At 72.0% G+C, this 23,023-nt stretch carries 19 protein-coding genes; 8 read left to right on the top strand and 11 right to left on the bottom strand.

The genetic code is table 11. The annotated features are described in order from the left end of the window. Nucleotides 1–39: 39 nt before the first annotated feature. The 3 genes from ACLBYB_RS12860 to ACLBYB_RS12850 form a co-directional block, all read right to left on the bottom strand. The gene (locus tag ACLBYB_RS12860; protein WP_132368385.1) at nucleotides 40–855 is read right to left on the bottom strand and encodes a putative hydro-lyase; all 816 of its coding nucleotides are present in this window, start codon (nucleotides 853–855) and stop codon (nucleotides 40–42) included. A 165-nt stretch (nucleotides 856–1,020) separates the two neighbouring features. Continuing rightward, nucleotides 1,021–1,944: a LysR family transcriptional regulator gene (locus tag ACLBYB_RS12855; protein ID WP_447699006.1), complete on the bottom strand. Its 924-nt coding sequence runs from the start codon at nucleotides 1,942–1,944 to the stop codon at nucleotides 1,021–1,023. Between the two features lie 159 nt (nucleotides 1,945–2,103). Continuing rightward, the gene (locus ACLBYB_RS12850; RefSeq protein WP_447699005.1) at nucleotides 2,104–3,612 is read right to left on the bottom strand and encodes an oligosaccharide flippase family protein; all 1,509 of its coding nucleotides are present in this window, start codon (nucleotides 3,610–3,612) and stop codon (nucleotides 2,104–2,106) included. Nucleotides 3,613–4,420: 808 nt separating this feature from the next. Between ACLBYB_RS12850 and ACLBYB_RS12845 the strand changes: the two genes are divergently transcribed. Together ACLBYB_RS12845 and ACLBYB_RS12840 are read left to right on the top strand one after the other, a co-directional pair. Next, nucleotides 4,421–5,035, top strand: coding sequence for a glycosyltransferase family 2 protein (locus ACLBYB_RS12845; protein WP_447699004.1), 615 nt, complete (start codon nucleotides 4,421–4,423; stop codon nucleotides 5,033–5,035). Between the two features lie 12 nt (nucleotides 5,036–5,047). After that, entirely contained in the window at nucleotides 5,048–5,347 is a 300-nt protein-coding gene (locus tag ACLBYB_RS12840) for a hypothetical protein (protein ID WP_447699003.1), read from the top strand. A gap of 40 nt (nucleotides 5,348–5,387) precedes the next feature. Here the strand turns inward: ACLBYB_RS12840 and ACLBYB_RS12835 are convergent, their stop codons facing one another. The 4 genes from ACLBYB_RS12835 to ACLBYB_RS12820 all read right to left on the bottom strand — a co-directional run bounded on the left by ACLBYB_RS12835 (nucleotide 5,388) and on the right by ACLBYB_RS12820 (nucleotide 9,863). After that, nucleotides 5,388–5,801 (bottom strand): DCC1-like thiol-disulfide oxidoreductase family protein, encoded by a 414-nt coding sequence (locus tag ACLBYB_RS12835; RefSeq protein WP_020093073.1) that lies wholly within the window; start codon nucleotides 5,799–5,801, stop codon nucleotides 5,388–5,390. Then, a complete protein-coding gene (locus tag ACLBYB_RS12830; RefSeq protein ID WP_447699002.1) occupies nucleotides 5,798–7,477 on the bottom strand; it encodes a hypothetical protein in 1,680 nt (559 codons plus the stop codon). The genes ACLBYB_RS12835 and ACLBYB_RS12830 overlap by 4 nt, the downstream gene beginning before the upstream one ends. A 300-nt stretch (nucleotides 7,478–7,777) precedes the next feature. Next, complete coding sequence (locus ACLBYB_RS12825; RefSeq protein ID WP_447699001.1) at nucleotides 7,778–8,530, bottom strand: glycosyltransferase family 25 protein; 753 nt, start codon at nucleotides 8,528–8,530, stop codon at nucleotides 7,778–7,780. 127 nt (nucleotides 8,531–8,657) lie between these two features. Beyond that, nucleotides 8,658–9,863 carry an O-antigen ligase family protein gene (locus ACLBYB_RS12820; protein WP_020093076.1) on the bottom strand — a complete coding sequence of 402 codons (1,206 nt, stop codon included), beginning with the start codon at nucleotides 9,861–9,863 and terminating at the stop codon, nucleotides 8,658–8,660. Between the two features lie 566 nt (nucleotides 9,864–10,429). On the opposite strand from ACLBYB_RS12820, the gene ACLBYB_RS12815 reads away from it, so the two are divergent. The 3 genes from ACLBYB_RS12815 (at nucleotide 10,430) to ACLBYB_RS12805 (ending at nucleotide 15,290) form a co-directional block, all read left to right on the top strand. Next, complete coding sequence (locus ACLBYB_RS12815) at nucleotides 10,430–10,828, top strand: hypothetical protein (RefSeq protein WP_020093077.1); 399 nt, start codon at nucleotides 10,430–10,432, stop codon at nucleotides 10,826–10,828. A gap of 192 nt (nucleotides 10,829–11,020) precedes the next feature. Further along, nucleotides 11,021–12,130: an efflux RND transporter periplasmic adaptor subunit gene (locus ACLBYB_RS12810; protein WP_447699000.1), complete on the top strand. Its 1,110-nt coding sequence runs from the start codon at nucleotides 11,021–11,023 to the stop codon at nucleotides 12,128–12,130. Then, the gene (locus ACLBYB_RS12805) at nucleotides 12,123–15,290 is read left to right on the top strand and encodes an efflux RND transporter permease subunit (RefSeq protein WP_447698999.1); all 3,168 of its coding nucleotides are present in this window, start codon (nucleotides 12,123–12,125) and stop codon (nucleotides 15,288–15,290) included. Before ACLBYB_RS12810 ends, ACLBYB_RS12805 begins: the two co-directional genes overlap by 8 nt. Before the next feature lie 21 nt (nucleotides 15,291–15,311). On the opposite strand, the gene ACLBYB_RS12800 is transcribed toward ACLBYB_RS12805, so the two are convergent. The 3 genes from ACLBYB_RS12800 to ACLBYB_RS12790 form a co-directional block, all read right to left on the bottom strand. After that, nucleotides 15,312–16,094 carry an ABC transporter ATP-binding protein gene (locus tag ACLBYB_RS12800; protein ID WP_020093080.1) on the bottom strand — a complete coding sequence of 261 codons (783 nt, stop codon included), beginning with the start codon at nucleotides 16,092–16,094 and terminating at the stop codon, nucleotides 15,312–15,314. A gap of 85 nt (nucleotides 16,095–16,179) precedes the next feature. Beyond that, a complete protein-coding gene (locus tag ACLBYB_RS12795) occupies nucleotides 16,180–16,959 on the bottom strand; it encodes an ABC transporter permease (RefSeq protein ID WP_447698998.1) in 780 nt (259 codons plus the stop codon). Nucleotides 16,960–16,967: 8 nt separating this feature from the next. Continuing rightward, complete coding sequence (locus ACLBYB_RS12790; protein WP_020093082.1) at nucleotides 16,968–17,948, bottom strand: aliphatic sulfonate ABC transporter substrate-binding protein; 981 nt, start codon at nucleotides 17,946–17,948, stop codon at nucleotides 16,968–16,970. Nucleotides 17,949–18,610: 662 nt separating this feature from the next. Between ACLBYB_RS12790 and ACLBYB_RS12785 the strand changes: the two genes are divergently transcribed. Beyond that, nucleotides 18,611–19,903, top strand: a complete 1,293-nt coding sequence (locus tag ACLBYB_RS12785) for an NAD(P)/FAD-dependent oxidoreductase (protein ID WP_447698997.1) — start codon at nucleotides 18,611–18,613, stop codon at nucleotides 19,901–19,903. 255 nt (nucleotides 19,904–20,158) lie between these two features. Next, nucleotides 20,159–20,836 (top strand): cell division protein DivIVA, encoded by a 678-nt coding sequence (locus ACLBYB_RS12780; protein ID WP_042674765.1) that lies wholly within the window; start codon nucleotides 20,159–20,161, stop codon nucleotides 20,834–20,836. 419 nt (nucleotides 20,837–21,255) lie between these two features. Here the strand turns inward: ACLBYB_RS12780 and ACLBYB_RS12775 are convergent, their stop codons facing one another. After that, complete coding sequence (locus ACLBYB_RS12775) at nucleotides 21,256–21,678, bottom strand: VOC family protein (RefSeq protein WP_447698996.1); 423 nt, start codon at nucleotides 21,676–21,678, stop codon at nucleotides 21,256–21,258. 720 nt (nucleotides 21,679–22,398) lie between these two features. Here ACLBYB_RS12775 and ACLBYB_RS12770 point away from each other — a divergent pair. Next, complete coding sequence (locus ACLBYB_RS12770; RefSeq protein WP_447698995.1) at nucleotides 22,399–22,914, top strand: DUF4188 domain-containing protein; 516 nt, start codon at nucleotides 22,399–22,401, stop codon at nucleotides 22,912–22,914. Nucleotides 22,915–23,023 lie beyond the last annotated feature (109 nt).

Here is a 23,023-nt window from a genome sequence, read left to right as displayed (position 1 = left end):
CAACTCCTTTGCGGACGGGCCGCCGCGCGGCCGGGAGGGTCACAGGAACGGCAGGTCGCGGTTGAGGAGGTCGGTGATCAGCATGTGACCGGGCGCGTGGGTGATGCAGAGCGGCAGCCGCGCCGCCATCGCCACCGCCTGGGGGGTGACCCCGCAGGCCCAGAAGACCGGGATCTCGTCCGGCTCGATCGGCACGGGGTCGCCGAAATCCGGCCGCGCGAGGTCGCGGATGCCGATCAGGCCCGGGTCGCCGAGATGGATCGGCGCCCCGTGGACCGCCGGCATCCGGGCCGTCACCTGCACGGCCTTGATGGCGTCCGCCGCCTTCATCGGCCGCATGGAGACGACGAGCGGGCCGTGGAACGGGCCCGACGGTTGGGTGGCGATGGAGGTCCGGTACATCGCGACGTTGCGGCCGAGGGCGACGTGCCGGAGCGGGATGCCCGCCTCGATCAGGCCGGCCTCGAACGAGAAGGAGCAGCCGAGGACGAAGGTGACGAGGTCGTCCCGCCACACGCCGGTCAGGTCGGGCAGCTCGGCCACGAGCGCGCCGCCCTCGTAGACGCGGTAGCCGGGGACGTCGGTGGCGAGATCGAGATCGGTCCCCAGCGTCGGCAGTGCGCGGTCGCCGGGCTGCGAGACGCCGAGGATCGGGCAGGGCTTCGGGTTCTGCTGGCAGAAGCGGTGGAAATCCTCCGCCATGGCCCGCGGCAGGATCATCAGGTTGCCCTGCGCGTGGGCTGGGACGAGACCCGAGGTGTGGCCCCGGAACCGACCCGCGCGGATCGCGCGCCGCGCGTCCGCCGCGTCGGCGAAGACAGGTGGCGCGCCGTCGGCGCCCGCGTGCTGGCTCACCGCGTTGATCTCCCTGGCTGGTCGTCGCGCGCCGGAGCGGCCGCGTCGGCCGTCCGTATTCCGCGAGATCCCGATCGCTTCAGCGATTCATTTCCTGCGGCAACGATCCCATCGCGCCGCGGGGCACGCCAATCGTGATTGCGAATGGGGCGCGATAAACCGGACTTATCGGCCGGCGGCCCAGGTCTCGGCGGCCCAGGTCTCGGCGGCCCAGGTCTCGGCGACGTCCTGGGCGAGGCGGGCCGCGTCCGCCACGAAGTGGTGGGCCGGCCGCTTGGTGTGCATCGCCGTGAAGGTCAGGTCCGAGAGCTGCGGCTCGGCCGGCAGGACGCGCAGGGTGCCGGCACGCAGTTCGGCCTCGACCACGGCCGGGGGGATCACGCAGATCCCGAGGCCCTCGACGCCCATCTTCACGATGGTGGCCAGGGAGGCGCTCGTGTGGATCTGGCTCGGCAGGAGGTTCTCCTGGAGGACGAGGTCGCGCAGCTCGACGTAGGGGCTGGTGTTGCGCGGGTAGGTGATGAGCGGGTGGTGCAGCAGCGCGCCGAGGCTCAGGGGCTCGTCGCCCGGCAGCAGGCCGGGCGCGGCGATCCAGGCCACGGGGGTGCTGAACAGGGGCCGGTTGGCGAAGCTCGGCAGGGTGATCGGGCCGACGAGGAGGGCGAGGTCGATCTCGTCGGCGACGAGGGCGGCCTGCATGTTCGGCGAGATGTCGACCGTGATGTCGACGCCGATGCCGGGATGGGTGGCGCGCATGCGCTCGATGAAGCGCGACAGCCAGAGGTGGACGATGGTCTCGGACACGCCGAGCCGCAGGGTGCCCCGCGTCCGGCCGGTCTCGTGCAGGGCCGCGCTCATCTCGGACTGGAGCGCCAGGAACCGCTCCGCGAATCCGAGGAGCAGGCGTCCCCGCTCCGTCAGCGCGACGTCCCGGCTGCGGCGCTCGAACAGCGTCCCGTACTCGTGCTCCAGGGCCGCGATGCGCTGGGAGACCGCCGGCTGCGTGGTGTTCACCTTCTCACTGGCGCGGCGAAAGCTCGAGAGTTTCGCGACCCAGTAGAACACCTCCAAGCTGCGGAAATCCGCCATCCCGCGATCGTCCCGCCTCGCCGTCGTGCTTGGTCATATCGCGCCCCGATGCGCGCGAGCGCAAGCGCGCGGCGGTCCCCTCCGTACGGGAGAGGGTACCCGCCCCTCGCGCGCATGCGCCCGGCTATCGCCCCCGTCTCGGGGTGATCGGGAACGGCTCTAGAGATCCGACACGGTCGTGGCCGGGCGGGCCGGGCGCATGTGCGCGAGCAGCAGGCGCGCTTCCGCGACGAGGGGATGGTCCAGGTACCAGAGGCCGCACACCCAGCCCGCGATGCCCGCGGCGATCGCGGCCGCGAGGCTCGGGAGCGGCGTCTCGGCCGACCATCCCCAGGCCGACATCACCAGGACGGCGGGCGCGACGGCGATGCCGGTCAGGACGGCGGCGTGGAGGTAGATGGGGGCGTAGTCGCGCCGGAACGTGTCGGTCATCCGCTCGAGATGCGGCCGGTAGAGGCCGACGGCCAGGAACGCCTCGCCGATCCGGGCCGCGCCCGCGCCGCCGAGGCCGAACAGGCAGCCGATGCTGAACATCACGAGGCCGGCGCCGTGGCGCAGGAACTCGAACCGCGCCTGCAGGGCGGTCTGGTCCCGGATCAGGAACACCTCCCAGGTCATGCTGAGCGAGGTCAGGACGATCGCCGCCAGGGACAGCAGGCAGAAGGGCAGCGCCGCGCCCTCCCAGCCCGGCCCGAGCAGGACGCGCACGATGGGACCAGCCAGGACGGCCGCGCCCGCGAAGGCCGGCCAGAGCAGCACGGTGATCATCCGCAGCGTGTGGAGGTAGCAGGTGCGCAGGGACTGCCCGTTCCGCTGCTGGTTGGCGAGGTCCACGAAGGTGATGCGCGTGATCACCACGTGCAGGTGGTCCCACATCAGGGTGTTGAGGCTCGCCGCGCGGGAGTAGAGGCCGAGGGCGCTGAGCCCGAGCATCCGCCCGAGGACGAGGTCGCCCATCCGGCCGGCGATTCCCGCGACCCCCGCGATGGCGAAGAGCCGGCCGCCGTAGGTCAGGATCTCGCGCCAGCCCGCGAGGCCCATGCGCAGCGACACGTAGCGCAGGCCGAGGCCGTTCGCCGCCAGCGCCGCCGCGACGGCGCCCGCGGCCTGCCCGTAGGCCTGGCTCATGTAGCTGAAGCCGAGGAGCGCCAGCGCCAGCATCGCGCCGCTGGCGACGAGACCGCGCAGCATGTTGACGAGGGCCACGCCGCGGAAATTGCCGTGCCGCTCGATCATGGCGGCCGGGCGGAATTCCAGCGCGCCGACCAGCGGCACGACGGCGAGGATGGCCAGGGCGCGCTGGACCTCCGGCTCGCCCAGGAGGACGCTGCCGAACACGCTGAAGGCCAGGATCAGGATCGCCGCCGCGCCCGACAGGATCAGGTTCACCGTGAACACGCTCGCCAGCAGGGCCCCGTCCACCCGGTCCGCCCGGACGATGTAGCTCGACAGGCCGCAGGAGCGCAGCGTGGACAGCAGGCCCGCGATCGCGGCGGCGAGGCTGAAGATGCCGGTCTCGTGGGGCGTCAGCAGCCGCGCGAGGGCCAGCGAGGTGCCGAACTGTGCCAGGAACAACCCGCCCTGGCAGAATCCCATCCAGGCCAGGCTCCGGCGCTTCGAGAACGCGGGCGGCGCCGTCGCTTCCGGCCCCTCTCGGAGTTCTGCCATGGGATCCTTCGGACGCGACAGGGTGGCGGCGGCGCTGGCGGCGGCCAGGGCGCGATCGGTCGGGACGGCTTAACAGTGCTCGGTGGACCGCGGCAGCTGGCCAATCGGAGGACCGTGCCCACGCCCGATGGCCGAGGTCAGGTCGGGCCGCCGTGCAGATCAGGCGCTGCAGAGAGGCCCGAGAACTCGCCCGCTCCCGAGTCCGGGAAGCCGATTTGATTGTATCGGACGCACATGTCCGTGATCTGCCCGCGTCATGAACCGACACGTGATATATTCATCTTGCCGAACGCACTTTGAGCCCCGTTCACGCTGGCAGCACCGTATGCCGAAGCCGAACGAAGATTTCCGAATGTGCAAGCGACGTGCGGCATGGCCGGGATGATCCGATGTTTCGGCCGAAGACCTCGCGAAACAACTTGAAGGTCCGGTCGAAAGGCCCGGCGGGTCCCATTCCGTCACGGCGCGCGCGTGCCCTATTCCGCGTTATCGCCGATGGAACAATAAATCTCCGCAAGATGTTCCCGGATTGACGGGCCGGTGGGATCGAATACCCGAGATCATCGTCAGATGCCGGCGCGAATCTGGACTTTTCTATAGCGCGGCGGAGGATCCAAGTGGCCGTCGCTTTGCGTCGGGGACGCCGGATATTGCGCCGCCACAACTGCATGACATTCGGTTCCGCATCCAAAAGGCGTAGCCGCCCCTACGGCGCACGGACCGAGGAAGTGCAATGATATTACTATACATTGTCTGTGACTCGTTTTAGAAGGTCGCAATTCTGGCAGTATTTATGGAATAATGCCAAATGAAAATCAGCTTCATCGTATGTACTCGCAACCGTGTAGCGTCCCTTCTGCAGACGCTCGACTCGGTGGTCCGCGCGATCGAGGCCGCGCCCGAAGCTGAGGCCGAGATCATCGTCGTCGATAACGGGTCCGAGGACGGCACGGACGCGGCGTTGAAGCGCTGGTCCGCGTCCGTCTCGATCGATCGACGCGACGTTCTGCTCCTCACGCAGGCGCGCCCAGGTGTCGCCGGGTCTCGGAACGCCGCGATCGCGCGCGCGTCCGGAGACATCATCGCGTTCATCGACGACGATTGCGTCGTGTCGGACCAGTATCTGCGAGATCTGATCGCGCACTATGCCGGCGACACGGAAAGCGTCATCCGCGGTGGCCGTGTCGAACTGGGATCGACCCAGGACATCGACTTCACCACGAAGACCGAGGCCCTGGCCAGCCGGCTGACGTACCCGGCCCATCCCGGCGGCTTCGTCCACGGCTGCAACATGACCTGCAGCCGGGCCGTCATCGAGCGGATCGGCGGGTTCGACGCGGCGTTCGGCCCCGGGGCGACGTTCCGCGCGGCCGAGGACACGGACTTCATCTACCGCGGCTGGGCGGCCGGCGTGGCGGTCTAGTACGTGCCCGACATGAGCGTCAAGCACTTCCACGGGCGCCGGGACCCGCGCACGATCGACCGGCTGCACTGGAACTACCAGTTCGGCAACGGCGCGCTCTACGCCAAGCACATCGGCCGCAGCCCGTGGCTGATCAAGCACCTGTACTGGTCCGCCCGCAACGCCGCCCGCGAACTGGTCGGGGGCCCGCGCTTCGACGCGCAGCTCGGCCTGACGTGGCGCGCCATCGTGACCGCCAATCTGAGCGGCGTCCTGGCCTTCGCCTGGCACAGCGCGCGGACGCTGCTGACGCGCGTGCCCGCCCGGGCCTAGGGCGCTCCGGGCCGGCGGGAGGCGCGGGAGCGCGGCCCGCTCAGCGGGCCGGCGCGCCGCCGGGCCGCGCGAGGCGCGTCCGGCCGAGCATCCGGAGCGTGACGCGCCGCCCGAGCTTCATCGCCGGGTAGAGAAGCCGCGCGCGTCCGGGGCTGCGCAGCAGCCGCGCCAGGAGCCGGCTCGCCGCGCCCCGGTCGTCGCTGAGGCGCGACAGCAGGACGAGGGCGTCCGCGCCGTAATAGAGGTCCGGGCCATGCCGGACGACCATGCCCTCGTCGAGGTCGTACCCGCGCCGCGCGATCTCGTCGACCAGGGGACCCCCGCTCCGGGCGTCCACCAGGGCGACGGTGCCGACCGACCGGCGCAGGGCCATGAGGTGCACGTAGTTGGAGCAGAACGGGCATTCGCCGTCGTAGACCACCGTCAGGGCGGCCTCGGTCGAGGGGGCGGTCATGGCGTCAGGTCGATCCTGTGCTCGGCTTCGGACACCACGCGGCGGACGGGGACGCCGTCCTGCAGGCTGAAGCAGACGGATTCGCGCCGGTACACGTAGGCGACGATGTCGGCCATGGCGAGGGTGTCGAAGCCGGCGGCGTACTGGAGCGGGACGAAGAAGTGGTGCGGATAGACCGCGTAGGGGAACAGGCCCGTCCTGTCGCGGATCGCGCTGACGAGGCGGTGGTAGCCCCGGACGTAGGCGTCCAGCGCCGGCCCGTCGATCTCCGACTTCGAGTATTCCTGACCCAGGCCGTCCGGTGCGGTCAGGACGGGAACGTCGCAGGTCGTCGAGGCCGTGACCTTGCGGAAGACCTGCGTGCCGCCGTTCGGGTTGTCGAGGGCGAAGGCGTTCGCCGCGTCGGGCGCGCCGTAGGCCATGTGGGCGAACGGGTAGGAGTAGAAGGTGAAGAAGTTGGTCGGCACGTAGTGCCGCCGGCCGGTCCGGTCGACCGCCTCGAAGTACATCTTGTTGTTGGCCAGGGTGTCGTACCAGCCGAGCCAGGCCTGGGTCATGAACGTGTTGCCGGTCAGGATGAACAGCACCGACAGGATCCCGACCGAGACCGGGGGCCGCTCGTAGTGCCGGCTCACGACGACGGCCGCGATGGCGAGGTTCAGCATGATCCAGGGGGCGAAGTTGGCGCCCATGAGCACGATGATCGACAGGTGCATCACGTCGAAGCCGAGGAGCAGCAGCAGCAGCCAGCGGCGCGGCATGAGGATCCCCACCAGGGCGATGCCCTGGCCGACCAGGATGAGGGTGTTGGTCAGCGCGCTCGAATGGCTCAGGATCGTGCGCATCGCCTCCACCAGCACGGGCCAGCCGGCGTAGGGGACGTGGTTGTTGTCGAGGCCGACGATGAAGATCTTGCCGGGATCGTTGTTCAGCAGCCAGGAGAACGGCCCGTCGTCGAGCGTTACCTTGGCCAGGAATGACGAATAGTAGTTGCCGAGGTGGATGCTGATCGCCGCCGCTATCAGCACTTTCGAGAACATCGCGCTGGCCGACGCGACGTCCGACCGTGCCGCGGCGCCGAGCCCGCGCCAGTCGCGCAGACGCGCCGTCCCGTGGGCGACCAGCAGGCCCGCGACGAGGCAGAAGCTCACCTCCGCGAGCGGCACCACGTCGATGATGTGCCCGTGCCAGAGGCCGGTCACCCGGATGACCGCCTGCTTGCTCCAGACGAGGTAGGTGGCGCTGATCAGGGCGAGCGAGGGCCAGCGCAGGCAGAGCACGCCGCCGGCCACGGCCGCGACCCACAGCACCGCGATGGCCGTGACGGCGACGGTCGCCTTCGCCCCGGGCAGAATGACGGGGAAGAGCGGGTAGTGGATCAGCGCGTAGCCGCCCGCGATCACGCCGATCATCTGCAGCAGCCGGACCGACGCGAGATCGGCGGCGGCGAAGCGCACCCGCGTCATCGCGAGGGCCGGCGCCACGGGCAGCACCACGCCGTAGTAGTTGTTGATCGCCGTGACGCCGTGCGAGATCTTCAGCAGGACCAGCAGGGCGCCGATCTGCGCGAGCAGGATCAGGTAGTAGCGCGCCCGCTCCGCCACCGGTCGGACGAGGCGTCGCAGGGCGGTGTCGAGGGCCTTGTCCGGGCCGGTGATCGGGAGCGTGCTGCTCATCGTCTGTCTTCCGCCGCGCTGGTGCGACCGCCGCTGCGCGCAGCGACGACCTCTCATCCTCAAGGGCCCGCGACGACGGGGCGGCCAGCGGCCGAACGGGGTCCGCCGTCATGCGGGCGTCTCGAGGAGGACCCGCCGCGGACCTGTCCTGCCGCCCCGGGTTCCTGCCTCGCCGGAGAGCTTGGCACTTCACGGGGGTGTGAGAGGCTGCAAAGAGGGCGATCGCCCCTACGCCTTTCGGTTACCCCGACCGTCCCGGCCCCCGGGCTCTACCCGCCGCTGCGCGCGGTGGGACGGGCGTCAGCGCGGCGCCTGTCCCGCCAGCGGTGAGGTCTCGTCGACGAACGTCAGCTTGGCGGCGACCCGCTCCGCCAGGACCCGGCGGCGCGCGGCGAAGAGGGGCTTGAGGATCGGGTTGCTTTTCAGGAAGGCCGCGATCCTGGAGCGGGACGTGAAGATGGTCGACTCGAAAGGTTTCCGCGAGACGGCGTTCGGGACGAGCGCGCGACCGCATGTCAGGGCGCCGCGCTCGAAGAAGTAGGCCCAGTTGTCCGACGTCACCGCGACCGGGCGGTTGGCCCGCAGGATCCCCTCGGCCGCCGACCGGGTGATCACGTAGGCTGCGGCCGTGCCGAGGCTGCTCATGTCCATGGGCAGGCACAACCGGTATTCGCCGATGGTGACGGTGTCGACCGAGCTGAACGGCCCGACCGTCTCGGCCCAATTGAAGAGCAGGACGACGTCGCCGGGCCGCAAGGCGGCCTCGATGCCGGCCACGATCTGATGGATCTGCGGCGGCAGAACGACGTCATCCTCGACGATGAGCGCGTGGGGCAGGTCGAGCGCGATCATCCGCTCGTAAGCGCTCATGTGGGACAGCGCGCACCCGATCTGACCGGCCGTCAGGTCGGGTTGGAACGGGGCGTTCGGATCCGGGACCGGGCCTTCATAGCCGGTGATCTCGCAGCGCGGCCCCCACACCTCGGCGAGGTGCCGGGATAGGTAGGCGTGCCGTTCGCGGAACCGGGGCAGGGAGATGCCGAAGCAGTACATCGTAGTCACCTCTGATGGGGCCCGTCGGGCCGGCCGCGTTCGGCGGCCGTGATCCTTCCCGACCGCGTCCACGGCTCCGGCCGTCCGGATCTGCGCCGGGGTCCGGACGGCGCTCGGGCCTGCGAGCTCAATCGCGGGCGGCCGGGTCGCTCCCGTCGACGGTCGGCGACCGCACCACCGGCAGGATCGCCGCCAGCAGGAGCTGGTGGAGACCGTGATTGACGAAGAGCGGGCACTCGAAACAGACCAGGACGAAGAGCTGGCTCATGAACAGGATCGGCCACGCCTCGACGTAGCCGGAGGAGCGCGCGAAATGGGCGATCACCCGGCGCGCGGTGTCGAGCAGCGCAGCCGTGAAGAGGACCAGGCCGACGATCCCGAACGCCACGGCCGTGTCGATGAAGTTGTTGTGGAAGAACCACAGCTTCTGCTTCGTGACGAAGTGCAGGTAGGCGGCCGTGGTGAGCGGGCTCTCCCAGTAGGCCTTGTAGCCGATGCCGATGAGCGGCTCCCGCCAGAACTGGTCGAGGCCGAACTGCCAGAGGATGGTGCGGCCGGTCAGCGTGGTGTCCTTGCCGAGATCCGACAGCACGCTCGCCGAGATGTCGGCGCCCCGCGCGGCGACGACGAGGATGCCGACGCCCGCCAGGGCGATGGCGATGCCGAGGCAGAAGCCCGTCACGTGCTTGCCCTGGCGCCACGCGAAGATCGCGGCGAGCGGCAACAGCCCCGCGGCGGCCGCCACCAGGGCGGTGGCCGAGTGCGTCGACACGAGGAGCGCCAGGGCCAGGCAGAATCCGAACGCGGTCAGGAGACGGTTCCAGCCCTGCAGGAACAGGCAGGCCGCGCAGAGGATCTGGAGGCTCGACAGGGATCCGAGGACGTTCTTGTGCGAGTAGATCCCGGCCCAGTTGCCGTCCGTCCCGCGCGTCAGGGCGGGCGCCGCCACCGTGAGAAAGGCCGACAGGAGCTGTCCCGCCAGGAGGCCCAGGAAGACGATCCTGACCAGGCGGGACAGGCCCATCGTCGTCCGCAGGGTGATGCCGGCCACGATCGTCGCGAGCAGCTGGAGCCCGTGATAGGCCGAGAGGCCGGGCGTGAGGGACCACAGGGCGGACGCGATCGCCAGGAGCGGCCAGCTGAGCAGCAGCAGACGGCTGCCGAACAGGGTGGCGGCGAGGTCGCGGCGCATGACCAGGAACGCGAAGGCGATCAGGTCGCTGCCGATCCAGATCGCCTTGTCGACGCCCGGCAGCTTGATCTGCTCGCCGACCACCGGGGCGAAGAGGAACAGCACGATCCACGCGGCGGCGGCCACGCCGAGCCGCGGCATGGCCTCGGCCGCGCCATCGCCCGGTGCGCCCGAATGGGCCCAGCGGTGATCCGTTCCGTACGGCCCGCCCGGCGACCAAGCGAGATCGCCGGCAGGACCGTGTCCGAGGCCCGTCAAGTGTCGTGGAAACGCCATCGCTCGATCTCAGACGCCCCGGGTGAGGCGGTGTCCCATCCGCCCCGCGGCCTGACACCGCTCGAGGCTGCCGCGGACACGCCCCCTCGCGAGTCGACGCTATCCCGGGCATCCCGGCTCAAGAACTCGACCAAACGAGGTAGCGGCGGCGCGGCGCTCGGGGACGACCGGATCGATGCGCGGTCCCGCCGGGCCGGATGAAACAGCTCGACCGGGCCCCGTGGGATAAGATGCCGCACCGAAGATCGGCCGCCGCGACGTGAGCGGCCCGGTATCTTCGGTGCCAATGTCTGAATTCATACATTGATCCACGTCGAAGGCACCGAAATCCGGTGTGCGGCCCGCTCTCCATCGAAGATCTGGGCAGTCGCGACGGAACTCACGGGACGATTAGGCACTTGGGAGATCGATAAATCCTGGAGGAGCGTTTGATGAAGGTCTCTCACCTGGCCGGCGCGGTTGCGCTTCTGGCCCTCGCTGCCGGGCCCGCCCTCGCGGCCCCGTGCAACACCGGAACCACGAAGTCGAACAGCCCCGATCAGCAGGCATCGAATCCCAAGAGCTCCGACGTCGACAAGTCGAGCAAGAATCTCGCTGGCGGCAACCAGCCCGCGTCGCCCGGCACGGTCGGTGCCATGAACAACGTGGGCGCCAACCAGACCGCCGACCGTCAGGCCCAGACGGATGCCGGCTCCAAGTCGAACTCGACCGATCCGGCCGCCGCGAACCTGGCCGGCGGCAACCAGCCCGCGTCGCCCGGCACGGTCGGCGCCATGAACAAGGCCGCCGCCGATCGGCAGACCGCCCCGGTCTCCGGCAACGATTGCTGATCCGGACCGACATAATCCCAGCAGACCGGAAGCCCGCCTCGCACCGTCGAGGCGGGCTTTCGCGTTCCCGACCACCCGCGAGGCCCGACCCACGACCGGAACCGAGCGTGGCAGTTTGAGCTGGCCGAGTTCGGGTGTATTTGGCACCGAAACCGGGTAGATTCGGCAATCGGTCCAGGGGAGGAGAGCGACGTGCGTGGTCGCCGGGCGCTGCTGCTCATCGGAGGGGTCCTGCTCGCGGCGGCCGGTCTCGCGGTCACGCCGACGGGCGAGCGCCTCCGGGCCGATGCCGGCCCGATCGTCGCCGAGGTACGGGCGCGCGTCGCGGCGCTGATTCCTGAGCGGCGAGAGAACCTGTCGGCGGCGGCGCAGCTTCCCGCGCCGCGCACCGCCATCGAGGACGGCCGGACCCTGGTCCGGCTGACGCCGGCCGAGCGCGCCCGGATCGGTCTCGTCGCCGAGGCGCGTCCCGCCGTCCTGCACCGCCAGGAATTGACCGCCTACGGCAGCGTCCTCGACCTCGCCCGCATCACCGAGCTGACCAACAGCTACGCCGGCGCCGTGGCGGCGCTCCAGACGGCCCGCGCCCGGGTCGAGGTCTCGGCCAGCGCCGCCCGCCGGGCGCGGACCCTCGGCGCCGGCGTGGTGGCGGTGGCGCAGATCGAGACCGCCGAGGGCACGCTCCTGACCGATCAGGCGTCGGTCACGGTGGCGGAATCGCAGTTGCGCACCTTCGCGGCGACGGCGCGCCAGGAATGGGGGCCGGTGCTCGGAAAGGCGATCATCGAGCGGTCGCCGCTGGTGACGCGCCTGATCGAGCGGGCCGATTTCCTCATGCAGGTGACCTTGCCGCCGGGGGAGACCCTGCCGGAGGCGCCCAAGGCCGCTTTCGCCGAGGTGCCGCCGCAGAGCGAGCGGGTCGCTCTCCGGCTGGTCTCGCCGGCGACGCGGACCGATCCGCGGATCCAGGGGCAGAGCTTCTTCTATCTCGTCTCCGGCGACAGCGGTCTCCTGCCCGGGACCAGCACGATGGCGTTCCTGCCGGCGCCGCGCGCGGTGAAGGGCGTCCTCGTGCCGGAGGACGCCGTCGTCCACGGCGAGGGCGGCACCTGGGTGTATCGCGGGACCGGCGACGGCGCCTTCGTGCGCCACCCGGTCCGGCCGGACGCGCCGATGTCGGCCGACGCCTTCGTGGTCGAGGATCTGCCGGACGGCAGCGAGATCGTGCTGCGGGGCGCGCAGGCGCTCCTGTCCGAGGAGATGAAGAGCCGCATCCGCGTCGTGGGCGACGACGATGATTGAGCCGCCCGCTGCCGCCGGTCGCGGCGGTCCGCAGGCAGCCCTCGTCGGCTTCGCCGTCCGGCTGCCCAGGGTGGTCCTGGCCCTCGCCTGCGCCGTCCTCGTCTTCGGGCTCTACGCCCTCTCGGGGGCGCGCTACGACGTGTTCCCGGAATTCGCGCCGCCGACCGTGACCATCCAGACCGAGGCGCCGGGCCTCGATTCGGAGCAGGTCGAGGTGCTGGTCACGCAGCCCGTGGAGGTGTCGGTCGGCGGCCTGCCGGGCCTGGAGACCCTGCGCTCCACCTCGATCCAGGGCCTGTCGGTGATCACCGCCGCGTTCCGGTCCGGCAGCGACGTCGACCGCATCCGCCAGCGGGTCAACGAGCGCCTGGCGGCGCTCGCCGGCCGCATGCCGGCCGGCGTGGCGGCGCCCGCCATGACCCCGTTGACCTCCTCGACGCTGACCGTGCTCCTCGTGGGTCTCACCTCCGAGACCCGCGACGCCATGGACCTGCGCCAGGTCGCGGAGTGGACCGTGCGGCGGCGGCTCCAGGCGGTGCCCGGCATCGCCCAGGTCTCGATCTACGGCGGCGGCGTGCGCGCCCTGCAGATCCAGGTCCGCCCCGACGACCTGATTCGCTTCCAGATCGGCCTCAACGACGTCCTGACGGCCGCCCGGAAGGGGACCGGCGTGCGCGGGGCGGGCTTCGTCGACACGCCGAACCAGCGCGTCCTGCTCCGGACCGAGGGGCAGTCGCTCACCCCGGAGGCGCTCGGGCAGATCGTGCTCCACAACGACGGCGGGGCGAGCGTGGTGCTCTCCGACGTGGCGACCGTCACGGCCGCGCCCGAGCCGGCGATCAGCGCGGCCCTCGTGGACGGCAGGCCCGGCGTGCTGCTGATGATCGGCGCGCAGGTGGGCGTCGACACCCGCGCCGTGACCGCCCGCCTGGAGGCGGCCCTCGACGAGCTGCGCCCGGTCCTGAAGCGCGACGGCGTGAGCCTGCGGGCCGACCTGTTCCGGCCGGCGAACTTCGTGGACGTGGCCACCGGCAACGTGATCGAGGCGCTGGCGCTCGGCGGTGTGCTGGTGGTGGTCGTGCTCCTCGTCTTCCTCGCGGACTGGCGGGCGGCCCTGATCAGCGCCACGGCGATCCCGCTGTCGCTGATCGCCGCCGCCCTCGCCCTCCAGGCCTGGGGCGAGAGCCTCAACACGATGACCCTCGGCGGCCTCGCCCTCGCCATCGGCGAGGTCGTCGACGACGCGGTGATCGGCGTCGAGAACGTCGCGCGCCGGCTGCGGGAGTCGCGGGGCGGACGCCGCGGCCTGCCGCGCGTCGTGCTCGCCGCGATGCTGGAGGTGCGGACCTCGGTCGCCTACGCGACCCTCGCGGTGATCCTGATGTTCCTGCCGGTCCTGGCGCTGACCGGCGTCGCCGGCCGCCTGTTCGGGCCGCTGGCGCTCGCCTACATCGCGGCCGTCGTCGCCTCGCTCCTCGTGGCGCTCACGGTCACGCCGGCCCTGGCGCTCCTGCTCCTCGGGGGCCGGATCGGGCGCGACGCCGGCGCCGCGCCGCGCGATCCGCCCGTGGTGCGCTGGAGCCGCGCCGCCTACCTGCGGCTGCTCGCCGGGATCGGGCGGGTGCCGCGGGTCGCCATGGCGGGCGCCCTGCTGGTCACCCTCGCGGGCGCCGCCGTCCTGCCGACCCTCGGCGCGGTGTTCCTCCCCGACCTGAAGGAGGGGCACATGATCCTGCACATGGTCGCCATCCCCGGCACCGCGCTGCAGGAATCGGAGCGGCTCGGGACGCTGATCACCGGCGACCTGAAGGGGATCCCCGGGGTGCGCGCCGTGGCGGCGCAGATCGGCCGGGCCGAGGCCGCCGAGGACACCGCCGGGCCGCACTACAGCGAGATCCACATCGACCTCGAGCCCGGGCTCGACGGCGCCGCCCAGCGCCGGGTCGAGGGCGCCATCCGGCAGCTGATCGCCGGCTTCCCGGGGGCCGCCTTCTCGCTCAAGACCTTCCTCACCGAGCGCATCGAGGAGACGGTCTCGGGCTTCACCGCGCCGGTCGTGGTCAACGTGGTCGGCAGCGACCTCGACCGGATCGAGGCGGCCGCCCGCTCGGTGGCGCAGGAACTCTCGGAGGTGAAGGGCGCCCGGGACGTCCAGCAGGCCTCGCCGGCCGGGCTGCCGCAGGTCACGGTGGCGCTGCGTCCGGTGGATCTGCGGCACTGGGGGCTCGACCCCGTGGAGGTGCTGGAGGCCGTGCGCACCGCCTACCAGGGCGACACGGTCGGCCAGACCTATCGCGGCAACGCCGTGTTCAACGTGCTGGTGATCCTCGACGCCCGCGTGCGGGACCGCCTCAGCGCGGTGGGCGACCTGCCCCTGCGAACGCCGGGCGGGCGCTACGTCCGGCTGTCGCAGGTGGCCGACGTCTACGAGAGCGCCGGCCGCTACCAAGTCCAGCATCTCGGCGCGCAGCGGGTGCAGGCGGTGACCGCCAACGTCGCCGACCGCGACGTGGCGGGCTTCGTGGCGGCGGCCAAGCGCAAGATCGCCCGCGAGGTGCGGCTGCCGGAGGGGGTCTACGTGACCTTCTCGGGGGCCGCCGAGGCGCAGGCGGCCGCCCGCCGCGACCTGCTGGTCCATGCCGGGATGGCCGGCTTCGGCATCGTGGTCCTGCTGGCGATCGTCACCGGCTCCGCGGCGAACCTGCTCCTCGTCCTCGTCAACCTGCCCTTCGCGTTCGTGGGCGGCGTCGCGGCCGTGGCGCTCACCGGCGGGGTGCTGTCGCTGGGCTCGATCGTCGGCTTCGTGACCCTGTCGGGCATCTCGCTGCGCAACAGCGTGATGCTGATCGCCCATTACGAGCAGATGGTCACCCGGGACGGGCGCGCCTGGGACGCCGCCACGGCGGCGGCGGGCGCCGCGGACCGGATGGTGCCGATCCTGATGACGTCCCTGGTGACGGGCCTCGGCCTGCTGCCGCTGGCGCTCGGGGCCGGGGAACCCGGCCGCGAGATCGAGGGCCCGATGGCCCTCGTGATCCTCGGCGGCCTGATCACCTCGACGGTGCTGAACCTGCTGGTCCTGCCGGTGATGGCGCTGCGCTACGCCCGGTTCCGGCGCGCGGACCCCGCGGATCTCGAACTGACCGCGGTCGGGTCCTGAGGTCGCGGATCGCCGGCGGCCCTACCACCAGCTCGCGCGGGTCTCGGGGGCGGGCGGCCGGCTGCTCGTCGCCGGGCGCAGGGAGTGGTCGAGGGCGGCGAGCACGCGGCGCACGGCCTCCTCGTAGGTCGCCGCCACCGGTTCGCGCGGCCGGGCGAGCGCGACCGGGACGGTCTCGTCGAGGCGCCCGGGCCGCGGGCGCATCACCACCACCCGGTCGGCCAGGGTGACGGCCTCCCCGACATCGTGCGTGACGATCAGGATCGTCGGCTTCGACTCGGCCCAGAGACCGAGGAGCTGGTCGTGCAACCCCTTGCGGGTGAAGGCGTCGAGGGCCGAGAACGGCTCGTCGAGGAGCAGCACCCGCGGCCGCGCCACGAAGGCGCGGGCGATCGCCACGCGCTGCTGCTGGCCACCGGACAGCTCCCGCGGCCAGCGACCGCCGTGCTCGGCGAGCCCGACGCGCTCCAGGGCGTGGGCGACGCGGGCGCGGCGCTCGGACCGGGACAGGTCGGCGAGGCCGAAGCCGACATTGCCGGCCACGTCGAGCCAGGGCAGCAAGCGCGGCTCCTGGAAGACGACGCCCACGCTCGGATGGGGCGCGCGGATCGTCTCGCCGTCGACCGCGACGGCGCCCGCGCTCGCGTGGTCGAGCCCCGCGATCAGCCGGAGCAGGGTCGTCTTCCCGCAGCCCGAGCCGCCGATCAGCGCGACGATCTCGCCCTGCTCGACCGACAGGTCGATGCCCGCGAGCGCCTGCGTGCCGTCCGCGTAGGTCTTGGAGAGGTCGTCGACGGTCAGCACGGGCGTCTCTCGGCGGGCGTGGCGTGGGGATCGCGGCGCGGGGCGGCGTCCCGGTCCGCGGCGCGCGTCCGGGCCGGCGCCGCGGTCACAGGCTGTCCCGCACGGTATCCTGCCACCGGGTCAGGGGGGCTGTCAGCGTGACCAGGGCCATGTCGGCCGCCTTGCCGACGAGGGCGAAGGCGATGATCGCCGCCACGATCTGATCGGGCTTGCTGAACTGCTGGCCGTCCACCAGCAGGTAGCCGAGCCCCTCCGAGGCGCCTATCAGCTCCGCCGCCACGACGAACAGGAAGCCGAGGCCGAGCCCCGTGCGCAGGCCCACCAGGGTCGCCGGCAGCACGGCCGGCAGCAGGATCCGGCGGGCGAGGGCGAGGCGGGACAGGCGGAAGATCCGGCCGACCTCGACCAGCTTGCGGTCGACCGAGGCGATCGCGCCCGAGACGCCGACATAGACCGGAAAGAACACCCCGACCGCGATCAAGAGGACCTTCGGCGTCTCCAGGATGCCGAACCACAGGATGAAGAGCGGCACCCAGGCGAGCGACGGGACGGCCCGCAGCGCCTGCAGGCTCGGGTCGAGGAGCCAGCGCAGCGGCGGGACCGTGGCGACGAGGGCGCCGGCCAGGATCCCGGCCGCCGCGCCGCAGAGGAAGCCGAGGCCGACCCGCACGAGGGTCGCCTCGACATGCATCCAGAGATCGCCCGAGACGGCCAGGGCCCAGAGGGTCGCGGCGATCCGGCTCGGCGGCGGGAGCAGCCGCCCCGACGCCGCGCTGCTCGCGACCGCGATCTCCCAGCTGATCGCCAGGACGAGCGGCAGCAGCAGACCCAGGCCGGCGCGACCGCCCCGCCGCAGAAGCGGCACGCGGCCGCTCACTGCCCGGCGACGGGATTGAAGCGCGTGTCGAGCAGCCCGTCGACGGCGGCGGACACGTCGGTGCCCGCCGGGATGATCCCGGCCTGCTGCAGGGCGGTGCCGGCCGCCTTGATCGACTGCGCCTGTGCCGGGCCGATCGCCGGCTGGGAGAGGTCGGTCCGCTCGAGCTGCCGGGCGATCACCGGCTCGGGCAGCTTGGTGGCCGCCACGAGGGCCGCCGCGAGCGCCTGCGGGTTGGCCAGCGCGTAGGCGCGCGCCCGCTCGTAGGCCGCGATCACCGTCCGGACGAGGTCGGGATGGGCGGTGGCGAAGTCCTCCCGGACGTCGAGCAGGCCCCAGGTGTTCGCCGCGGCGTCGCGGTAGACCAGCACGTCGCCGTTCTCGATCTCGGCCGCCGCCATCATCGGGTCGAGGCCGGCCCAGGCATCGACGTCGCCGCGGTCGAGGGCGGTCCGCCCGTCCGCGTGCTGCAGCAGCACGAGCTTGGCGTCGCGCTCGGTGAGGCCGGCGCCCTGGAGCGCGCGGATCAGGAAGATGTGCGGATCGGTGCCCCGGGTGACGGCGACGCGCTTGCCCTTCAGGTCGGCGGGCTTGGTGATGCCGCTGTCCTTGCGGGTCACGAGCGCCGTCCATTCGGGGCGCGAGTAGGCGTAGATCGCCTTGATCGGGTTGCCGTTGATGCGCGCCACGAGGGCCGCCGCGCCGGCCGCCGACCCGAAATCGATGGCGCCGGCGTTCAGGAACTCCAGGGCCTTGTTGGAGCCGAGCGACTGGACCCAGCGGACCTTGATGCCCCGCGGCGCCAGCGCCTCCTCCAGGAAGCCCTTCTCCTTCAGGAGCAGGCCGACCGGGTTGTAGGTCGCCCAGTCCAGGCGGATCTCCTTCGGGTCGTCGGCGCGGGCCTCGCGCGGCGCGAGCGCGCCGAGGCAGGCCAGGGCGAGGCCGGCGGCCAGGAGGGATCGGCGGGTGGAGCGCATGGTCGGGCCTGATGTCGTGGCGAAACGGAGGGCGGGGTGCGGGGCCGGCGCGGGGCAGGGGATCCGCGCCGCGGCGCGGTCCCGAGCGGTCTCGTCCGGGCGGCTGGGTTCAGGGGCGCGGCGCCGTCGGCGAGACGATCGGCCGGGCGCATCCGGCGCGTCCGAGACCCGGGAACGCCCCGATCGCGCGATCCGCGCCGACACATCCCCCGGCTGCGGGATCACGCCCGGTCCGCCCCTGCGTCTTCATCGTACCTGCGCGGCCCTCGGCGTGACTGTGAATACAAGATCCTGTCGGCCGGTCGCGGAGTCAACAAAAGGGCTTTCTCTACTTCGCGGCGTCGAAGCAAGAATTTTCGGTCGGCCGACCCAGGACGAGAAGAAATTACGCGTCCGCGCGCGCGGGGAGCGGCGTCTGTCCTCCCCAGCCGCGCCGCGGCCACGCTGGAGCCCCGCGGCCCGCACTCACGTGAGACCGCGGCTGCGGGCTGACGGGTCCTTCCGGCGCCCGAAGGCGCGCCAGGGTGGCGGCTGCCACGACGGTTGAACCGCCGGCGCTCGACTGTCGGAAGCGATCCGCGCCCGCGCCAGGACTGTAACCGTTGCCGCATCGCCGAGCGACGTGCAGAGTTCGATGTCTCCGGCACGGGAGGAACTCTGCCATGGTCTCGAGAATCGTCGTGATCGGCGGCGGCTTCGCCGGTCTGTGGGCCGCCGCCGCCGCGGCGCGCGCCCGGACCGAGTTCGGCCTCGGCGACCGCGTCGCGGTCACGGTGATCGCGCCGGACCCGTTCCACGTCATCCGGGTCCGCTGCTACGAGACCGATCTCGGCGCCCTGCGCGTACCCCTCGACGACGTGCTCGGGCCGATCGGCGTGGAACGCCGCGAGGCGCGCGCGATCGACATCGACCCCGCGGCGCGCACGGTCACGGTCGAGTCCCCGGCGTCGTCCGCGGTGTCGTCCGCGGCGTCGTCCGCCGCGTCGTCGGGCGTCGTCGAGACGCTGGCGTACGACCGCCTCATCCTCGCCGCCGGAAGCCTGCTGTGGCGCCCCGAGATCCCGGGAATCGCGGGCGCCTTCGATGTCGACACCTTCGCGGGGGCCCAGGCCCTCGCGGCGCATCTCGATCGTCTCGGTGACGCGGGCGGGCCGGATGAGGCCGGCCGCTGGACCGCCGTCGTCATCGGCGGCGGCCTGGTGGGACTGGAACTCGCCTGCGAGCTGCCCGCCCGGCTCGCCGCTGCCAGGGACCGGGCCTGGGCCACGGGTCCGGTGCGGACCATCCTGATCGACCACGCGCGCGAGGTCGGGAGCGCCATGGGCGCGGCGGCCCTGCCGGGGATCCGCGAGGCCTTGCGCGATGCCGGCGTGACCTGCATCGGCGGTGCGCGGGTCGGTGCCGTCGATCGCGCCGGGGTGACGCTGGCGGACGGGACGCGCCTGCCGGCGTGGACGAGTGTCTGCGCCACCGGCATGCGGGCGAGCCCGCTGGGCGGCACGCTCGGCCTCCCCCTCGACCCGCTCGGGCGCCTGCCCGTCGACGCCTTCCTGGCCGTCCAAGGGCTCGCTGGCGTCTACGCGGCCGGCGACATCGCCTCGGCTGCGGCGGACGATGCCGGTCATCGCACGGTGATGTCGTGCCAGCACGCCCGGCCCATGGGTCGGTTCGCGGGTTTCAACGCCGTCTGCGATCTCGCCGGCCGGCCGGAACGGCGGCTGCGCTTCGCCGCGCCCGACTACGTCACCGTGCTGGATCTGGGCGCCTGGGGGGCGGTCTACACCGCCGGCTGGGATCGCGGCACGCTGGTCTCGTCGGGCGTCGCCGCGAAGGCGACGAAGCGGATCATCAACGGCACGCGCATCTATCCGCCCCTCGACCGCGACGCCGCGTCCATCCTGGCCGCGGCCGCGCCGATCATCCAGGCCGCGCCCGCGACGCAGGCCGCGCGATGACGCCGGCCCGAGCGCGGCCGGTCCGGGATTCCGGTCATCGGCGGTCGATATCCTGCCGAAACCGCTCGAAGCGCCTCGGAAACTGGAACCGAACCGGCGGAAGATTGTCGAGCCTTCCCGTCCGGGCCTGCCGAGACAGATCGGGCCGCCACGAACTGTCCGGGATTCGCGCCGCCGCGCCGCGGATTAACCACCCATTAACCATACCGGAGATTGTATTAGCTATTGCCAAAATCCCGCCAGGGTAGAGCCATCATGGTCGCGGCCCCCACAGCCACGTGGTCCCACATCCTCTCGCAGGTCGCCGACAGCCTGGACCGCTTCGTCGAGGGACCGTCCGCCGAGATCCTGAAGCTCAAGCCGTCCTTCGACACGGTCGAGGGGCCGGCCGCGCTGTCCGCGCCGCGCATCGAGCCCGTCGCGCACCCGCCGATCCTGCCGGAACCCGCGGTCAACGACGCGGGTCCCGCGCCGGTCCTCTGCGAGTCCGAGGCGGTGTCGGACTGGATGAGCACGCTCGACATCATCACCGGCATGGCCGGCCGCGCCGAAGCGCAGAAGCAGCGCCTGCAGGAGCAGAGCATGTCGCACGAGGCTGCCCTGGCCGCCGCGCAGCGCGCGCTGGCGGAGACCCGGCACCGCCTGCAACTGTCCGAGATGCGCGTCCGCGAGGTCGAGGCCCGCGCCGATATCCGGCTGCAGCGCGTCCAGGCCGAGGCGGACGCCCAGGTGCAGGACATCCGCGCGGAGGCCGAGGCGCGCGTCCGGACGATCCGCGCAGAGGCCGAAGCCTGGGTCCGGGCTGCCGAGGAGCAGGTCCGCGTCGCCGACCTGCGCGCGGAGACCGCGGAGAAGTGGCTCGGCCGGATCGACGCGGCCGCCAAGGCGCTCCTCCTGGGCGGCCATGTGAGCCGCGGGCCTGCGGGCGCCTGAGGCCGAGTGCCGGGGCCGGGCCATGTCCGCGCCGGGCACCCGGTCCGCGGCGCCGCTTCAGGCCGTCCGCCGGGACCCGTTTCCGGACGCGCTCCGCGCCGAGGCCGGAGCGCCGCGGTCTCCCGCCCGGTCGAGGCCGGCTCGCCGATCCGCGGGTGGGCCGTACCGATCCGGTCTGTCGCCGTCGCGGCACTCGCCCTGGCGCTGCCCCTCTGCGGCTGCGTCTCCGGCCGCGCCCCGCCCGCCGACATCGCCGTGGCGGAGCCTCCGACGGCCGCGCCGGCCGCGGCGCGGCCGCCCGATCCGGCCCGCGATCCGGCCATCGTCGCGGACTCGTCCGGGTGGCGCCTGCGGCTCACCCGCCTCTGAGACGCGGCCTTCCCGGCACGGCCGATCTCCTCGGCGGCCTCCGCGCCCGCTCAGAGTCCGAACGTCACCCGACCGCTTTCATCGATCCGCCAGGCCGGGTTCCAGGCGATCTCCCAGGCATGTCCGTCCGGATCGCTCAGATATCCGCGGAATCCGCCGTGGGGCGGTTCGTCGGCCGCGCGCAGGAGCGTCCCGCCCGCCGCGACGAGCCGCGCGATGGTGGGCGCGACGTCGCCGCGGTTCGGGACGTTGTGGGCGAGGCAGAACGCGCTCGGGCTCGGTTCGCTCGCGCGCCGCATGTCCTGGTCGAGGTTGGGGTTCTGCCAAGTTCCGAGCATGAACCCGTTCATCTGGTAGAAGACGATCTCGTCGTTCTCGAACACGGCAGCCCAGCCGAAGCCGTCGCCGTAGAAGGCGCGCGACCGGCCGAGCGATGAGACGCCGAGCGTGATGACCGAGATCTGCTGCTGCATCGTCGGATCCTAGCATCCGACACGGGCGCGTCGCGCGAAATGTCGAAGGCCTTGCGCCGTCGACACGATGCCAGTCGGCCGGCGCACGCGGTGGACGGGCCCATTGTCCGGCCGCGCGCTCGGCGCCGACGCGCCGCTCTCTCGATCCTCAGTCTTACAGAATGTTCACGTCGTCGAAGGGCAATTGTCAGCTGGGCAGCGCAACCCGAGAAGCGGTCAGGTATTGACGAGGGGGAGCAGACTTGAAGAGCTCTCAGGCCCCGGCAGGGGCGATTCACTTCAGGGAGTCGAGACGATGATCGATCCTGGCACTTTCCGCGAAGCCATTCTCGCTGTGGTTGTTCTTGGAGGAGGGGCTCTCGTGGTCGAGCAGTACATCCGCACCCGCGCCTGGCCGCGCTCCCGGCAGAATGGCCCGGATTGTGGGGAGCGCACGCGCTGAGCCGCGCGCTACCCCGAACGATCCGGCGACGGCGCGGAGATCTCCGAGGCGGTCGGCGCGAACCTCGAGGATCTCCGCGGCGGCGCGCGCGGGAGCGTCCGCCCGGATCGCGCCTGCCGCGCGGCGGCCGTGACGGAGGGCGACCGAGTTCGTCCGATACTGCCGGACGTCGCGGGTCGTAAGCAACGCGGTCCACGAATATTGCTCGCCGACCGCGTCGTCGCCTATTCTCGACGCTGAAGGCCCGCCAGGACCGACCGGCGAATGAGGGCGCGATCATGGGCGCGAACCGGCGACACGCGGTCCCGGACTTCTCGGGCTACCCGGACCTCGTCGTGATCTATCTCGGAATGAAGGTCCGCACCCTGGCCGGCGTGAAGACCCTGCTCGGCTTCGGGCCGCGGATCGACAGGGTCGGCGCGGCGCGGCCGGAGGGCCTCCTGCACTACGAGAACAACATCATCTTCAGCCTGCGCCCGCTCCATGTCGGCATGCGCTGGTACTGGCGGGACATGGACAGCATGGTCGCGTGGTCCAAGTCCGAGCCGCACCGGATCTGGTGGCGGGATTTCCTGCGCGACACCCGCGGCGTCGGCATCTGGCACGAGACCTACCACATGCGCGGCGGCATGGAGGCGATCTACCACGACGTGGCCGAGCCGGTCGGATTCTCGGCCTTCATGCCGATGCAGGAGGCAAGGGGCTCGCTGGCGGCCCGGCACGGGCGTTACGCCTCGTCCGACCTGCGCGACCTCCCCGCCGACAACGCGCCGGACGCCGCAGTCCCGCGCTGAGGCTCCGGCCGCCCGGCCGGAGTTCCGGTGCGGCGGATGAGCCGTGCGCGACGCGGGGTCCGCCCGTGCGCACGGTTCGGCTGGACACCGGCCCGCGCGGAAGGCACGG

It is taken from the genome of Methylobacterium sp. D54C, assembly GCF_053345595.1.
Note: the sequence above shows the minus strand (reverse complement) of the source record. Positions and strands in the feature narration are given on the sequence as shown.

What these genes read in the sequence shown, in the direction of transcription:
- ACLBYB_RS12790 (WP_020093082.1), bottom strand. Translation starts at nt 17,948, where the DNA reads ATGCGCTCCACCCGCCGATCCCTCCTGGCCGCCGGCCTCGCCCTGGCC.
- ACLBYB_RS12850 (WP_447699005.1), bottom strand. Translation starts at nt 3,612, where the DNA reads ATGGCAGAACTCCGAGAGGGGCCGGAAGCGACGGCGCCGCCCGCGTTC.
- ACLBYB_RS12805 (WP_447698999.1), top strand. Translation starts at nt 12,123, where the DNA reads ATGATTGAGCCGCCCGCTGCCGCCGGTCGCGGCGGTCCGCAGGCAGCC.
- ACLBYB_RS12770 (WP_447698995.1), top strand. Translation starts at nt 22,399, where the DNA reads ATGGGCGCGAACCGGCGACACGCGGTCCCGGACTTCTCGGGCTACCCG.
- ACLBYB_RS12855 (WP_447699006.1), bottom strand. Translation starts at nt 1,944, where the DNA reads ATGGCGGATTTCCGCAGCTTGGAGGTGTTCTACTGGGTCGCGAAACTC.
- ACLBYB_RS12825 (WP_447699001.1), bottom strand. Translation starts at nt 8,530, where the DNA reads ATGTACTGCTTCGGCATCTCCCTGCCCCGGTTCCGCGAACGGCACGCC.
- ACLBYB_RS12785 (WP_447698997.1), top strand. Translation starts at nt 18,611, where the DNA reads ATGGTCTCGAGAATCGTCGTGATCGGCGGCGGCTTCGCCGGTCTGTGG.
- ACLBYB_RS12845 (WP_447699004.1), top strand. Translation starts at nt 4,421, where the DNA reads ATGAAAATCAGCTTCATCGTATGTACTCGCAACCGTGTAGCGTCCCTT.
- ACLBYB_RS12830 (WP_447699002.1), bottom strand. Translation starts at nt 7,477, where the DNA reads ATGAGCAGCACGCTCCCGATCACCGGCCCGGACAAGGCCCTCGACACC.
- ACLBYB_RS12820 (WP_020093076.1), bottom strand. Translation starts at nt 9,863, where the DNA reads ATGCCGCGGCTCGGCGTGGCCGCCGCCGCGTGGATCGTGCTGTTCCTC.
- ACLBYB_RS12775 (WP_447698996.1), bottom strand. Translation starts at nt 21,678, where the DNA reads ATGCAGCAGCAGATCTCGGTCATCACGCTCGGCGTCTCATCGCTCGGC.
- ACLBYB_RS12780 (WP_042674765.1), top strand. Translation starts at nt 20,159, where the DNA reads ATGGTCGCGGCCCCCACAGCCACGTGGTCCCACATCCTCTCGCAGGTC.
- ACLBYB_RS12815 (WP_020093077.1), top strand. Translation starts at nt 10,430, where the DNA reads ATGAAGGTCTCTCACCTGGCCGGCGCGGTTGCGCTTCTGGCCCTCGCT.
- ACLBYB_RS12840 (WP_447699003.1), top strand. Translation starts at nt 5,048, where the DNA reads ATGAGCGTCAAGCACTTCCACGGGCGCCGGGACCCGCGCACGATCGAC.
- ACLBYB_RS12835 (WP_020093073.1), bottom strand. Translation starts at nt 5,801, where the DNA reads ATGACCGCCCCCTCGACCGAGGCCGCCCTGACGGTGGTCTACGACGGC.